Origin of the sequence: Sphingomonas sp. (genome assembly GCF_035998645.1) — a bacterium.
GTDB lineage: Bacteria > Pseudomonadota > Alphaproteobacteria > Sphingomonadales > Sphingomonadaceae > Sphingomonas.
Window position 1 is genome coordinate 915,781 of sequence record NZ_DASYHL010000005.1, and the last position, 14,644, is coordinate 930,424.

A 14,644-nucleotide genomic window follows, 5' to 3' on the forward strand; every position below is an offset into this window, starting at 1 on the left:
GTAAAAAAGCCAAAGAAAATCAAAATGGGCAATCATGATGATCAGTTTCTCGGAAAAGATGTTCTCGATCCTGTCGCTATCCGAATGGAATGAGCATTTCTCCAGTCGCCAACTGCGCCACTTGCCGGCAGTGTTCCCCGAAAGTGCTGATCTTGTATCCTGGGGATGGCTGGAGGATTTCCTGAACCGGGAATATGCCCGTCCCGATATTTTCCGTTTTTTCAAGAATGGGAAGCCCATTGACCTCGGCCGGTTTGGCATGATCGACCCGAAAGGGCGGTTGGACCGGTCAGCGCTGCGGCCTTGGCTGAGCCAGGGCATCACCGCGATCTTCAATGGCCTGGACAGTTCATCGGGCTATTTCTGGGATGAAGCCGTCAAGCTGGAGCAGGCCCTGGGCGCCGTGGTCAGCATCGATGCCATCGGCTCGCTTGGCACGGTGTGCGGCCTGCCCCCTCATTATGACGACCGGGATCTCATCATCGTCCAGGTCGCGGGGCGCAAGCACTGGAAAATACTGGGAACTCCGATTGAGGCCCCTTGGCGAAAGCGTAAAATGCCTGCGCCTGAGACGGTCACGGATGAGTTCGTGATGCAGCCTGGCGACATGCTGTTCGTGCCAGCCGGCCTCTATCATCAGTGCGTTCCGCTCGAGCCATCGCTGCATCTGGGAGCATTAATCAGGCGCCCCTGCGGCGCTGACCTGCTGAAGATGGTGCAGCAGCAATGGGAGACGACCGATCCGGGATTGGCGTCGCGGCTGTATGTGGACGAGGGCGAAACCGACCTTCAAGCGCAGGACACGCAGCTGAAGGAGGCGCTGATCCGCCGGGTCCAGGAAATGGACGTAACCGCGCTGACCCGCGCTTGGCTCGCCCAGAAACAGCGGTCGGTGCGCGCGGGCCTGCTGGGTGCAGGCTAACAGGTCAGTCCAGCCCGAGCGCGTCGCGAATGATGTAGTGCAGGTCGGTCTGGTCGAGCAGGCCGCTGACATTCACCGCACGCGGTCCGAAGGCGGCGACCCGCAACTGTCCGCCGGTGTGGCCCTGCGACCCCTCCTCCGCCGTGCCGTAATGCACAGTCATCACGCCGCCTTCGCGGGTGTTGAGCGCGGCGGTCAGGCCGGGCGCTCGGCTGCCATTGCCGACGATCAGGCTGGTATGGGCGTGATCGGCGGTGACGATTACCAGCGTGTGACCATCGGCCCGCGCAAACTCCAGCGCGACCTGAACCGCTTCGTCCAAATCCACCGTCTCGCCGATCTGCCCGCACGGATTGGCGGCATGATCCTGCTTGTCGATCGACGCGCCCTCGACCTGGAGGAAGAAGCCCTTGCGATTGTCCTTGAGCAACCCGATCGCCTTGCGCGTCATCGCCGCGAGCGTCGGCAGCGCCGCAGTCCGCTGCGGGTTGGGCTGACAGGTGATAGCGGGCTGGTCGATATTGCCACGAACGCTGGCGCGCGGGCCGATCCAGCGCACCGGCATGTTGCCGGGTGAAAACACGCCGATCAGCGGCTGGCGGGTATCGGCCTGCGTCACTGCGTCGAGTTCGGATGCGTCGCGCACGATGCGAAAACCACGCTCTTGCGCCTGCTCCATCAGCGTGCGGCCGGCGAACTTGCCGGCCTTGGCGCTCTCGGCAAAGCTCGCCGCGCCGCCGCCCAGGATCAGGTCGGGCCGCGTGTCGAGCAGCTGTTCGGTGATCGATCCCAGCCCGCCATTTTCAAGCGCGTTGGTCGGGCAGGTCTTGCTGGTCGCCTCCGGCCCATAGCATTTGCGCTGGGTGACATGCGCCACCAACGCGGCCGGCGTCGCGTCCTGAATTTCGGCGGTCGAGACATTGCCGGTGGCGATCCCTGCTGCCTTGGCAATCTGGATCAGCGTGCGGTGCGGCTTGCCGTAAATGTCGACGCCGATCGCGCCGTTATAGCTTTTGACGCCCGACGCCCATGCGGTCGCGGTCGCGGCGCTGTCGGCGACGTAGTTGGGTTTGCCGGTTTCGCGGTCGAGCGAATAATGGGTCATCTGGCCCGTAAAGGGCAGCGCGTCGATGCCCTTGAAATAGCCCCCTGCCCCTTGCGCATAGTTGCGCGCGATGGTGATTTCGGAATCGCCCATCCCATCGCCAATCAGCAGGATGACGTTACGCACCTGCCCCTTGGCGAGAAGCTTGCGATACGCGTCGCGCCTGTCATCCTCGACCCGGCGCGCGCCGCCTGGCGCGCGCGCATCTGCCTGCGCGCCCTGTGCCGGAACGGGTGCAGCTTCCTGCGCCAGCGCGGTCGGCGCGGTGAGGACGAGCAGGGCGGCAAGGCTAAGGCGTGAGATCATCGATTGAAGCTCCGGTACTGTCGGTCAGCGGTTAGCAGGTTCGGTAATCGTGCGGCACCCCAGCGGTCGGCGCACCGGGTTGCACAATGCGACGGCGCGATCGGGCAGAACCACGCGATAGTCGCCGGCAAAGCGGGGGTCGGGCCAGAGATAGTCGGTCGAGATGTACTGCGCCCCGCTGCGCAGGGCAGCACCACGCGGGCGGGAATCGTTGGTGCGCGCTTCGCGGGTGGCGACATCGGCGCGGGTCCGCACGATGAAGTTCGCCTTCACTGCGGCGGCGATGCGATCGGCCTGCCCGATGGGATCGTTGAGCGTCAGATAGGCTGCGGCGGGCGATTGCTCGTCGGTATTGACGAAGAACACCCGCCCTTCGAGCGAACGGCGCGCGCCGCGATAGAGCGCGACCTTGGCCGGGCCTTCGTCGAGCGCAAACATGAACTTGCCGCGCGACGCCGCCAGCGTGGGCCAGCTATTGGCGAGCACCGCATCGCGCAGTGTCGGATGATCGCCCTGCACATCATCCGGCACGATCAGCTTGTCGGGCGACAGCACCGAGCGCACTTCGGCATCAAGCGCGTCATAGGCGATTTCGCTGTAAGGCTCGCCCTTGAGGAAGCGGCCATTGTCGTTGGTGTTGAACATCAGCAGGATCGGCACATGGCCCGGATTGGCGTCCGACCAGTTCCGGATGATCGTCAGGCAGGCAACGAGCGTGAGACAGTTCGAGCGGTTGTCGAACCCCGCCATATGCTGAACCTTGAACCCCGGCTGCTGCATCGCGGGATCGTCTGACCCATCGGCATAGAGGCCGCCGCGCGGATCGTACCAGATGTCGAGCTCAAGCTGGCGCACACCGGCGTTCAGCTGCTCCACGATCGGGCGGTGGGCATAGTCGAGGGCGTCGGCGCTGGCCGGATCGGCCGCGCGCAATTGCGCCATCCGCTCGGCCGGCATCGCCAGCTTGTAGCTGTTGTGCGTGCCGACCATCGTCAGGTCGTTGATGCGAAGTGGCGCGTCCGTCGCAACGATCATCGGCAGGGCGAACAGCCAGAACATGGCAAACTCCGGAAAAGCAGGCGGACCGGCGTGCCGAAAAGGCCGCCGGTCCGCGCGCTATCAGTGCAATATGACAGTCTTGCGCCAAGTAGGCCCCGCCGCCGAAGCGACGGGGCGGATTGGCGACTTAGAACTGGGCGCGCACGCCCAGGCTGATCCGGCTTCCCGAAAACTCATAGGTGGTCGGGAAGGACGGATCCATCGTGTAGCCGGTGGTCTTGGCATTGCCGATGTTGATGCCCTGCAGCTCGACGCGGAAATTGCGCGTCAGCTGATAGCTGGCGGCGACGTCGAACTGGCCATAGGCGTCGCGATAGACCGGATACATATTCCGCTCGATCCGCTCCACATAGGCGCCCTTGCGGTTGTACGAGACGCGGACCGAGAGCGGCCCCTTGTCGTAAAATACGGTCGCATTGTAGCTGTTGTCGGCGAGGCCAATCGGCGCCGTCGGGATGCCCAGCGATGACTGGCCGGTCAGCGAGCTGTCGAGGAAGGTCGCGTTGGCGTTGACGCCGAACCCGTCGGCCCAATCAGCGAACATGCCGAACGGGATCACCGCGTTCAGCTCAAAGCCGCTGACCTTGTACGAACCCTCGGCATTGACCGGCTGATAGACGTCGAAGTCGTAGATCCCGTTGACCGTGCCATTGGCGTTGTAGACGGTCACGCCCTTGACCTCGCCGGTCAGCTGATTCTGCACCACGCCCTTGATCTTCTTCCAGAAGTAGGACGCCGACAGGATGCCACCACCGCCGAGATACTTCTCGACGCCCACTTCCCACTGGTCGGCATAGGTCGGCTTGAGGCCGGGGTTACCGTCGGTGAAGCGGAAATTGTTGTAGCTGGCGGTGCGCTTGTAGGCGAGGTCGCCAAGCGCCGGGCGGATCAGCGTCTGCGACGCGGCGGCGCGCAGGATCAGGCTGTCGGTCAGCTCGGCATGGATGTTGAACGAGGGCAGGAACTTCTCATAGCTCCCCTCGCTCGCCACCGGTGCCGCGGTCAGGCCGGTCGTTCCGTTCGGGTTCTGGATCTGATGGAACCCTTCCGAATGGATGTCGGTGCGCAGATAGCGGCCGCCGAGATTGACGAATACCGGCACGCCAAGCTCGAATTCGAAATCGACCATCGCGTAGCCCGCGAACGTCGCTTCCTTCACCTTGGCGTAGTTCGCATTGGCGAACGGCGTAACGAACCCGTCCGGGCGGAAGAAGTCACGCGCATAGTCGTTCGATATCTGTGACCAGCTCAGGTCACGCGCCTGATAATCGGTGCCGCCGACCAGATCGATGACGTTGGTCAGCGGGCTGTCGCCAAGGCGGCGGACGTTGACATAGGCGGTGCTGCCGCGCGTCGGGCCCTGGATCTTCTCCTCGCCATATTGACGCTGGTTGGTCTTGTTCGTGTAGCGGCCGCCGACATTGATGCGCTTGATGAACAGGTCGTCAAAGCCGTAGCTCACATCGACCTGAGCGGCATATTTGTCGTCCTTGATCTCTTCGCGCGTCGTCTCATACGCCTCGAACAGGTAGCGCGTGGGCGCATTGTACATGTCGATCGTGTTGGGATTGGCGCTGGGGATCGTCTCGCCGCCCGTCTCGGTGAAGCGGGTGCGCGACGGCGCGTAGGCGACATGCTTGAGGTTGGCGTAATCGAGCGTCCGTGTGGCGCCCGAATAGCCGCCCAGCGCGGTAACCTTCCAGTTCCCCGCTTCCCAGTTCATCTCGCCGCCGAACTGCCGATAATCCGTCTCGGTGAGGTATTCCTTGCTCAGGAACTCATGCTGGGTGTTGGTGTAGGACACGTCGCGCAGCACGACGATGCCGCTGCTGCTCAGCGTCGTCGCGTCGAATTCATGGATGGTTTCGAGCGTCGAATTGCTTGATGCCGAATAGCCCGCAGCGTCATATTCGTCCTCGACCGTGTCGTAGGAGCCGATGAATGCGTCGAGCGCGAGGCTGAAGCTCTCGCTCGGCTTGTACTGGACCGAACCGGAGATGCCGAGGCGGTCCTGATCGTTCTGGTACACGCGATCGCCGACCTTATCGAGGAAGACGATCTTGTTCTTCATCGCGTCGGTGAAGGTGATGCCGGCGTCGCGCTGCAGCACCGAAATCGCCTGGTTGCGGTAAACGGTGCCGGTACGGTCGGTCCAGCGCGCGATCGGGCGGAAGTTGATGCCCGAGTTCGAATCAGTGCGGTTGGTGCGCTGCTGCTTGGCGACCGAGACCAGAACGCCGAAATCGCCAAACGTGTTGCTGGCGAGGAACGAGAAGTTCGGGTCGATCTTCTGCGAGATCGAGTTGTACGCACCCTCGACACCGCCGACCAGGCGCAGGCCGGGATTGTCGAACGGGCGTGCGGTGCGGATCGAGACCGATCCGGCGATGCCGCCTTCCTCATCGGCGGCGGTCGGCGACTTTTGTACGGTGACCGACTGGATCAGTTCGGACGCGAAAATGTCGAATTCAACGTCGCGCCCGCCCGAGCCGGAAGCGGTCGCCAGCTTGTTGATCGACACGAAAGTGAACTCGGTCGGCAGGCCGCGCACGTTGACGCGGGTGCCGAGGCCCTTTTCGCGCTCGATCGTCACACCCGGCACGCGCTGCAGCGCTTCGGACAGGTTCTGCTCGGGGAAATCGGCGATGTCGGTGGCGACGATCGAGTCGGAGAATCCGACCGTCTCGCGCTTGATGCCGATCGCTTCTTCCAGGCTGCGGCGATAGCCGGAAACGACGATCTCCTCGTCGACAACGGCGTCATCGCCCGCCGCCGGAGTGGTCTGGGCGGTGGCCGGAACTGCGGTAAGCGCAGCGAGCGCGACGCCGAGAAGAAGCTGGCTCGAACGATCGAGCCGGTTGGATGTGCAACGCATAGATGATCCCCCTTTTTCCAATAGCTCTGTGCCCGCGCGTGGCATTTCCGACGCGCGCGACGGCGCCCCCGGGCCGATCCAACGACCCGGATTGTGATATTTGGTCCTGTGCTTGCCTTATCGTTCTGACGCTCAGCAGCCCGTCGGCTTCAGCGCGCCAGCCTCTCCCGGCCGAATGAACGTATCGATGCGGAACCAGCGGCAATGATTGGCGAATTGCCAGTTAGACGATCACTGCGCCGCTCCCCTCGGCTTGGCACGCAGGTGGCGACAACTTGTTACGCGGTTGTGACGAGCGGACCATTATGTGGCCAATGTGAGATTTTGTCGGCGGTCCGAGGCGCGGGCGTTCCAGCGCTGTGAGCAATGTGGCTGCCATCTGATGAGACGCGGAGCTTATGCCAGGCGCTTGCGGGATTCAGCTAAAAGGAGATCAAGGTCCGCATCCTCGCCCTCTGGTCGACGATCTACCGGTTCGCCTCGCTCCGCCGGCCAAAGCCGCTTTCGATGTAGCGGATGAACTCAGCCATGACGCGATCGATGGCGTCGAGGTTGTTCACGTGTGACGCTCCTACGTGGCTATGCCGCGGAGGTCCGGCGGGCCGGGAGGAAACCGGACACCGCGGACCGCGGCCGTGGCGCCGAGGAGGCACCGCCGCCGCGGACGGTTTCGTCCGCGCCCGCAGACGCGCGCTCGTGCATATTCGCCCCGCTACCGGACCAAAACGCTTCGAGCCGCCTGGTCCTAGGGGTTTTCAGCGACCGGATCGAACGCTGGCGCTTTGTCAAAGTTCGCCTTGCCGAAGGGCTGATCGGTGAAGAGATAGCTGTAATAGAATTGGCGCAGCTTGCCGTGGAACGCGCGGACGCGATCCTGATAGGCGAGTTGCGCGCGCAGGTCGGTTTCGGCGAGCCGCGAAAGCAGCGCCTGCACCCCCACCGACGGCAGGGCCCAGCCGAGCGACCGCGCCGTGGCGTCACGGCGTTCCAGGCCCTCACGATAGGCGCGCACCTGCTCCGCGACGCTCTCGTCGCCGACCTGATGGAAGGCGAAATACCATTTGTAATGGAATTTCGGCGGCAGCGGCGCGGACTTCGCCCATTCGGGATGGCTGGCATAGAAACGTGCCATCGTTTCCTCGCGCGGGATGTCCCACGCACGATTGACCTTATCGCGCTGGGCCAGGGCGATCTCGGCACCCTGATCGACAGGGATGGCGCGATTGATCAGGACGTTGGCGAGGGTCGGCACCACCAGCACCAGGACGAGCCAGCAGGCCGCGAGCGTGGCGGCGTTGGTGACTGAGCTCCAGCGCAGCCGACCGACCAGCGCGGCCATGGCGATCCAGAACAACAGATAGGCGGCGATCAGCAGCACGACGATGGCGATAGCGAGCGCGCCGACCCCCGACGCGACAGCTGCCACGGCAAAGGGGATCGCGAGCACGCCCCAGAGCAGGGCGAAGCGCAACAGGCTGCGCCGCCGCCGCAATCGTTTGCCACCGCGCGGGAGCGCGTCGAGCGTGCGCTGGCGCCCCGCCTCGCGCTCGCTGGAGACGAGATCGTGGAACAGCGCGATCACGAACAGCGGCGCCAGGAACACCAGCACGAAGGCGAAGTCGAACCGGCCCGGCAGCGCCAGTTCGGGGTTGAAGGTGTCGCCGTCATAGATTTGTGCTTCCAGCCCCAGCGCACGGACACGCAGGATATAGGGCGACACGTCGCGCATCCCGAGCGCGGCAAAGGCGAGCGGCGCGGGCGAATCCCAGGTCGGGTGGAAGCTGTAATAGGCCGCGCTGCCGGCGTCCTTGCTGCGATCGACATAGGCCGCGATCGCGGCAATATCCTCGCTCTGTGCGGCGGGAATCGCGGCGATGGCGGCACGCTGGCGCGCCACCTCGGCAAGCCCTGCGCCGATCGCGGCCACGGTGAGCAGGGCGAGCAGCGCGAGCGCCACCAAGGTCAGGCGCTGGCGGAGCAGCAACCGCACTTCGTGCATCCAGAGGGTCATTAGCGGGTTCCCAGGCGACGGGTGGCAAGGGCAAGCAGGGCGAGCGCAACCGCAAGCCAGGCGATCAGGATGGCAAGGCCGGGCAGCGCGCCGGTGGCGAGCGCCTGCGCTGACGGCCCGCGATAGGCAAAGTCGGGCATCTTCTCCCAATTTGCGGCGTCGACGCGCTTGCGGGTATTGGCGGCAAGGTCGGTTGCCGTATCATCGGCATAGCTGACATCGCTTGCCTGCAGCGCGTTGAGCTTCTGAACCAGCGCGTAGCGATACGCTTCGGCCTGCTCGAGGAACCGGCGATGGCCCGCGAAATCGGTTCCCGCCGCCGCCATCGACAGCGACCGCAGCGCAATGGCGGGACTAGCGACGCCGATCGTCGCGACCAGCACGTTCTGCTTCTCTTGCGCGCCATAGCTTTGCGCTGCGTAGTGATCGAACAGGCTGGAGGTCAGCTTCTCCCCCTCCAGCGCGAGCAGGCCCTTGTAATTGACCGGCAGGTCTTCGACCCGCGTCACGCCATAGCGGTCGAGCACTGATTGCTTGAACGCGGCGAAATGCGGATCGTCGGGATTGTGGCTGTCGCCCATCTTGCGCAGGTCGCGCGCGATGGCGACGTCGGTTTGCAGCCGGTTCTGAAGCGGCACTGCGGCGCTCGCGACATCGGGGGCGACGCGTGGGAGCAGCACCACAGTGACCGCCCAGATCGCGACGAGCGCGAGCAGCGCATCGCGGCTACGCTTCACCCGCGCCGAGACGAGCAGGATCAAGACCACCCACAAAGCGAGATAGGCGGCATAGCCCGCCGCGATCACCGCCATCGGCAGGAACAAGGCACCGGGACTGCCCGCGATCAGCACGAAGCCGATCATCGCCGGCAGGCCGGCGAGCAGCGCGACGAGCCCAAGCGCCATGCCCTTGCCACGCACAAGCTGACCGCGCGACGCGCCCTGCAGCATCAGTACGCGGAGCGTGCCCCGCTCAGTCTCACGCGAGAGCACGCCGTAGCCGAGGAAGATCAGCAGCAGTGGCGCAACCGCCTGCAGCACGAAGGCCGGGGTCAGCTGACCGAAGCGCACCAGCAGCGAGCTTTGTCGCACATCGCCGAAATTGGCGGTGTTCTGCCGATGCCCCTCCAGGAACATGCTGCTGCCGGTGAACGCGTCCACGCCCGGATCGAACGCCGCAAGCAGGCCGAGCGGGCGCTGAATGAAGGTCCCGTAATGGACCACGCGGTGCGGGTGCCGGTCGGGCTGGGCGTCGAACGCGTGTTCCGCCGCCACCTGATGGCGGGCGCGCAAATCGGCGATCCCCTGCTGGTGCGACCAGGAACTGAGTGCCGCGACCAGGGTCAGCAAGACCAGCAGGACGAAGGCGATGACCGCGACGCGATTGCGCGTCATCAGGCGCAGTTCGTCGCGGGCAATCAGGCGGGCGGCGCTCATGCCGCGACCTGTGCGCCGCCGGTGGCAAAGCGGGCGTGGAGCGCGCGGATATCGAACCGCTCACTGCCGGTCGCCGCCACATCTTCGACGATCCGCCCAGCATCGAGGAAGCCGATGCGGTCGGCAACATCGACCGCAGAGAGCAGGTCATGGGTAACCATCAACACCACCGTGCCACGGTCGCGGACGGTCGAGAGCAAGGCGTTGAAATCGGCGGTCGCGCGCGGATCGAGGCCCGAGGTCGGTTCGTCGAGCAGCAGCACCGGCACCTGCCGCAGCAGCGCGACGGCAATCGCGACCTTTTGCCGCATCCCCTTCGAAAATCCGCCCAGCCGCTGATCCCACGCCGTCTGCTGCAACCCGGTCGCCTCCAGCGCCTCGACGATCGCCCCGCGCGTCTGGCGCTCGCCCGACAGCGCGAGCAGGTAATCGGCATTCTCGACCGCGCTCAGATGTTCGTAGAGCGCGACATTCTCGGGCAGATAGGCGATTCGCCGGCGCGCGGCGTCGGGGTCCGCCGCCGGGTCGATACCGCACAGCGCGATCCGCCCCGATTGTGGGCGGAGGAAGCCGAGAAGCGCCGCCAGCGTCGTCGATTTGCCCGCGCCATTTCCGCCGAGCAGCGCGAGGATCGTTCCCGCCGGGACGGCCAGGCTGAGGCCATTCAGCACGCGCTGAGCCCCGTAAGCGAGGTGCACATCTTCGATCAGAATTGGCGGCTGGACGAGATCGGACACGAATTTCTCCACGGATGCTGCGAGCATTGCCGCCTCATTACGCGATCAATGTAATGTTGCAACATGTCATTGACGGGCCGCGTTCACTCCGACTAGACGCGCCGACGATACATTATCACATGGGGGTCAAATGCGTAGTTTCGGGGTGGGATTGTTGCTGGCGTCGGCGGCGATGCCGATGGGGTCGGCATGGGCAAATGACGCGCCGCCGGTCGAGGAACAGCGCGACGATGAGGTGACGATCACCGGATCGCGCGTGGCGAACGCCAGCATCAACGGGCTGGATGTCGATCCGTTGCTGCTGCCGCAGAATGTCCGCCTGCTCGGCGCCGAACTGGTCGACCAGGCTGGCTTTGTCGATCTGTCGCAGCTGTTCGACCTTGCCGGGGGCATGGCGCGTCAGAACAGCTTTGGCGGGGCGTGGGACGCCTACGCGATCCGCGGCTTTTCGGGCGACATCAACCAGGGGCCGGACCTGCTGATCAACCGCTTCGGCGCCAATCGCGGCTTCAACGCGCGGCGCGATGTTGCGACGGTCGAGAGCTTTCAGGTACTGAAGGGGCCGGCATCGGCGCTGTCGGGCAAGGGCGAGCCCGGGGGATCGATCAATATCGTGACCAAGGCGCCGCTGGACCGGTTCCACGCCGGGGGTGAGCTGTCCTATGGCAGCTTCGACACCGCGCGCGGCATGTTCGACATTGGCGGTCCCGCGTCCGACGGCATCGCCGCGCGCGTGATCGGCGTTTATCAGACCAGCGATGGCTTCCGGGACTTCACGCCCAGCGACCGGCTGCTGATCGCGCCATCGCTCAGCGCTCGGGCGGGCGACAGCGTCCGCTTCCTCTACCAGCTCGAATATAATCTGGTGCATTTCACCCATGATCGCGGGCTCGTCGCCGTCAATGGCGATGCCAAGGCGCTGCCGCGTGAACGGTTCCTGGGCGAGCCGAATGACGGCCAGATCGAGCAGCGGACCACCCAGCATCAGGGCAGCGTCACGATCGACCTGGCCGAGGGAATCGCACTCGAGGCCGGGGTCCAGTATCGTGACGGATCGATGGTCGGCCAGTCGACCCACAACAGCGCGCTGGTCGGGACGCGGCTGCGTCGCCAGCTGCGCGTCCATGATTATAGTTGGGAGGACGTGGCGGGTCGCATCGAGCTGAGCGCCAATGGCAGCCTTGCCGGGATCGACCATCAATTCCGCGTCGGCGGCGATGCGTTCAGCTATGACCAGCGGCGCATCTTCTGGCGCTTCAGCCCCAGCGCGGCGACGCCCTATGACATCGACATCTTCAACCCGGTCTATGGCCAGCCCAAGCCGGTCGCGACGCTCAACCAGGACCTGCTCGAACAGCTGCGTGGCGAGAGCCTCTATGCGCAGGATCTGCTGACGCTGGGCAAGCATTTCTCGCTGCTGCTCGGCATCCGGCACGACTGGATCCGGCAGGAGAATGTCAATTATCGCAACGGGCGCACCGATCGCCAGTCGCCCTCGGCCACTTCGCCGCGCGCCGCCTTTACCTTCGCGCCGAGCGCGCAGGTTTCAGCCTATGTCAGCTGGGGCAAGTCGTTCCGGTTCAATCAGGGCGTCGATGTCGCGTCCAACCCCTTCGCGGCCGAGCGCGGCGAGGCATTGGAAGGCGGCGTCAAGTTCGCGCTGGCGGACAAGAAGCTGACCGGCACCGTCTCGGTCTATCGCATCACCAAGGACAATGTACTCGTCGCCGATCCGGCCAATAGCGGTTTCAGCGTCGCCACCGGTCGCGCACGCAGCAAGGGGGTCGAGGCCGATCTCAACTATGCGATGGACGACCGGCTGACCCTGACCGCGGTCTATGCCTATACGGACGCCAAGGTGATCGCCGACACCCGTCCGGCGCTGGTCGGCAGCGGCCTGTCCAACGTCCCCAAACATAGCGGTGCAATGTACGGCCATTGGCAATCCGGCGGGCGCGAGCGTGGATCGTGGGGCGTCGGTGCCGGCCTCACCTATGTCGGCGAGCGGCCGGGCGACGATGTCGCCAGCGGATTCATGCTCGACGATTACGTCACCGCGCGCGTCAACCTGTCCTATCGCGTAAACAAGGCGCTGAGCCTGCATCTCGATGCCGAAAATCTGTTCGACGCAGTCTATTCCGAAAGCAGCTACAGCACTGTGTGGATCACGCCGGGCGCACCGCGCACGATCCGCGCGCGACTTGCGGTGGCGCTGTGAAGCACGCGGGCAAGGCGGTGCTGGCGGCGGTCGCGATCTGGGCCACCCCCGCACAGGCGCAGCGCGCGGACGAAAATGCGGTGCTTGAGGCCGAGGACGGGTTCGGCAAGAGCGTCGGAAATGAATCGATCGGCATCTATGCCAGCGGCGAGGTGCGCGGATTCAGCGCGACTGCGGCGGGCAACAACCGGATTGAGGGGCTGTATTTCGACGAGCAGGGCGGCGTCACCGACGTCATCGTGCGCGGGTCCACGGTCCGGCTCGGGCTGACGTCGTTCGGCTATCCCCTCCCCGCCCCGACCGGCATCGTCGACATGGAGTTGCGCCGCGTCGGCACGCGACCGGTGGTCAGTGTCGAGGCGCGCAGCGGCGAATATCTCGGGCCGGATCTGGTCGTGAACGCGGCGATTCCAGTCTCCGATCGCTTCGGGGTCGATCTCGGCTTCGGGCTGTTCGACGACGAATATGTAAGCGGGGCAAGCGCCTGGTTCCGCAGCTATGGCGGCGTCGCGCGCTGGCGCCCGGCCGCCGGCGTCGAACTGACCGGGCTCTATGGCCGCTATGATTATGGCGACGAGGAGCAGGCGCCGGTCATCTACACCGCTGGCGCCTATCTGCCCGATCGGATCGAACAGCGGCGTTTCTACGGGCAGGACTGGGCCGACGGGAGCGGCCATGCGCAGAATTACGGTGGGATCGTCAAGGCGACACTCGGCAGCTGGCAGATCGCCGCAGGAGCGTTCAACAGCAGCGTTACGCGCGACTCCTATTACTCGGCCTATATCGACGGGGTGGATCGCAACGGCGATGGCCGCTCCTTCCTGATTGCCGGGCGCGATCAGGTGAGCGCATCGACCTCGGGCGAGCTGCGCGTCAGCCGGGTGTTTGCGGAGGGACCACGCCGCCACCGCCTGCTCGCCTCGGTCCGGGCGCGCGACATGGAGCAGCTTTATGGCGGCTATGATCTCGCCGATCTGGGCGCCGGGACGATCGGTGTCGCCGATCCGGTCGCGCCGCTCGATTTCGACTTTGGCGAACGCACCGATGACCGCGTGCGCCAGAGCAGCCTGGCGGTCGGTTACGAGCTGCGCTGGCCGAAGCTCGGCGAACTCAATCTCGGCCTGACCCGCAGCGACTATCGCAAGGAGGTGCGCGTGCCGGGCGTACCCGCGACGGTCCAGCAGGATCGGCCCTGGCTATGGAACGCCGGGCTCGCGCTCACCCCGAGCGACCGGCTCACCCTCTATGCCGCCACCACGCGCGGGCTGGAGGAAAATGGCGTGGCGCCCAATGCCGCCGTCAATCGCGGTGAGGCGCTGCCCGCACTGCGCACGCGACAGGTCGAATTGGGGCTGCGTTATGCACTCCCCGGAACCTGGCGGTTGACCGCCGCAGCCTTTGACATCGCCAAACCCTATTTCGAAATCGACCGCCGCGACGGCGTATTTCGTCAGCTGGGTGAGGTCACGCATCGCGGCGTCGAGGGCTCGCTCTCCGGCCAGCCCGTGGCCGGGCTCAGCCTGGTGGCGGGAGCCGTGTGGCTCGATCCGCGCGTCACGGGTCAGGCGGTGGACGATGGCCGGATCGGGACGAAGCCGATCGGGCGCACCAGCGTGTTGGTCGACAGCAGCCTCGACTATCGGCTGCCATTCCTTCCGGCAGTGTCGTTCGACATCCGCGCGACGTTCGAGGATCGACGCGTCGCCAACGCCGCGAACACGCTCTACCTGCCCGCCCGCGCGATTGTGGATCTGGGCGCGCGTTATCGCACCAGGGTCAGCCGCACCCCGGTGGTGATCCGCGCACAGCTGCGTAACGTCGGTGACGTATTCGGCTGGCGCGTCGGCAGCGGGGGCGGTTTTACCCTGCTGCAAGGACGGCGCGCAAACCTGTCGGTGACGGCGGACTTTTGAGAGCTAGCGCGATTGGGTGATGAGAAAAGCAGCGCACATGCAAACCGATGCGGCGCGTTGCC

At 65.1% G+C, this 14,644-nt stretch carries 9 protein-coding genes; 3 read left to right on the top strand and 6 right to left on the bottom strand.

Features of this window, described 5'->3' with window-relative positions:
- The first annotated feature begins 34 nt into the window (after positions 1 to 34).
- The gene (locus tag VGN66_RS18035) at positions 35 to 922 is read left to right on the top strand and encodes a JmjC domain-containing protein (protein ID WP_327520158.1); all 888 of its coding nucleotides are present in this window, start codon (positions 35 to 37) and stop codon (positions 920 to 922) included.
- 4 nt (positions 923 to 926) lie between these two features.
- On the opposite strand, the gene phoA is transcribed toward VGN66_RS18035, so the two are convergent.
- The 6 genes from phoA to VGN66_RS18065 form a co-directional block, all read right to left on the bottom strand.
- Positions 927 to 2,333, bottom strand: coding sequence for an alkaline phosphatase (gene phoA / locus VGN66_RS18040; RefSeq protein ID WP_327520159.1), 1,407 nt, complete (start codon positions 2,331 to 2,333; stop codon positions 927 to 929).
- Between the two features lie 24 nt (positions 2,334 to 2,357).
- A complete protein-coding gene (locus VGN66_RS18045) occupies positions 2,358 to 3,392 on the bottom strand; it encodes a phosphatidylinositol-specific phospholipase C1-like protein (protein ID WP_327520160.1) in 1,035 nt (344 codons plus the stop codon).
- A 127-nt stretch (positions 3,393 to 3,519) separates the two neighbouring features.
- Positions 3,520 to 6,267: a TonB-dependent receptor gene (locus VGN66_RS18050; RefSeq protein WP_327520161.1), complete on the bottom strand. Its 2,748-nt coding sequence runs from the start codon at positions 6,265 to 6,267 to the stop codon at positions 3,520 to 3,522.
- 745 nt (positions 6,268 to 7,012) lie between these two features.
- Entirely contained in the window at positions 7,013 to 8,278 is a 1,266-nt protein-coding gene (locus tag VGN66_RS18055) for a DUF3526 domain-containing protein (protein ID WP_327520162.1), read from the bottom strand.
- Positions 8,278 to 9,714: a DUF3526 domain-containing protein gene (locus VGN66_RS18060; protein WP_327520163.1), complete on the bottom strand. Its 1,437-nt coding sequence runs from the start codon at positions 9,712 to 9,714 to the stop codon at positions 8,278 to 8,280. Before VGN66_RS18060 ends, VGN66_RS18055 begins: the two co-directional genes overlap by 1 nt.
- On the bottom strand, positions 9,711 to 10,478 hold the full coding sequence (locus tag VGN66_RS18065; protein WP_327520164.1) for an ABC transporter ATP-binding protein: 768 nt from the start codon (positions 10,476 to 10,478) through the stop codon (positions 9,711 to 9,713). The genes VGN66_RS18060 and VGN66_RS18065 overlap by 4 nt, the downstream gene beginning before the upstream one ends.
- A gap of 103 nt (positions 10,479 to 10,581) precedes the next feature.
- Between VGN66_RS18065 and VGN66_RS18070 the strand changes: the two genes are divergently transcribed.
- Positions 10,582 to 12,669 (top strand): TonB-dependent siderophore receptor, encoded by a 2,088-nt coding sequence (locus VGN66_RS18070; RefSeq protein WP_327520165.1) that lies wholly within the window; start codon positions 10,582 to 10,584, stop codon positions 12,667 to 12,669.
- On the top strand, positions 12,666 to 14,582 hold the full coding sequence (locus tag VGN66_RS18075; protein WP_327520166.1) for a TonB-dependent receptor domain-containing protein: 1,917 nt from the start codon (positions 12,666 to 12,668) through the stop codon (positions 14,580 to 14,582). Before VGN66_RS18070 ends, VGN66_RS18075 begins: the two co-directional genes overlap by 4 nt.
- Positions 14,583 to 14,644: the final 62 nt, after the last annotated feature.

Coding starts and splice junctions, on each gene's coding strand:
- VGN66_RS18035 (WP_327520158.1), top strand. CDS start 35: ATGATGATCAGTTTCTCGGAAAAGATGTTCTCGATCCTGTCGCTATCC.
- phoA (WP_327520159.1), bottom strand. CDS start 2,333: ATGATCTCACGCCTTAGCCTTGCCGCCCTGCTCGTCCTCACCGCGCCG.
- VGN66_RS18045 (WP_327520160.1), bottom strand. CDS start 3,392: ATGTTCTGGCTGTTCGCCCTGCCGATGATCGTTGCGACGGACGCGCCA.
- VGN66_RS18050 (WP_327520161.1), bottom strand. CDS start 6,267: ATGCGTTGCACATCCAACCGGCTCGATCGTTCGAGCCAGCTTCTTCTC.
- VGN66_RS18055 (WP_327520162.1), bottom strand. CDS start 8,278: ATGACCCTCTGGATGCACGAAGTGCGGTTGCTGCTCCGCCAGCGCCTG.
- VGN66_RS18060 (WP_327520163.1), bottom strand. CDS start 9,714: ATGAGCGCCGCCCGCCTGATTGCCCGCGACGAACTGCGCCTGATGACG.
- VGN66_RS18065 (WP_327520164.1), bottom strand. CDS start 10,478: ATGCTCGCAGCATCCGTGGAGAAATTCGTGTCCGATCTCGTCCAGCCG.
- VGN66_RS18070 (WP_327520165.1), top strand. CDS start 10,582: ATGCGTAGTTTCGGGGTGGGATTGTTGCTGGCGTCGGCGGCGATGCCG.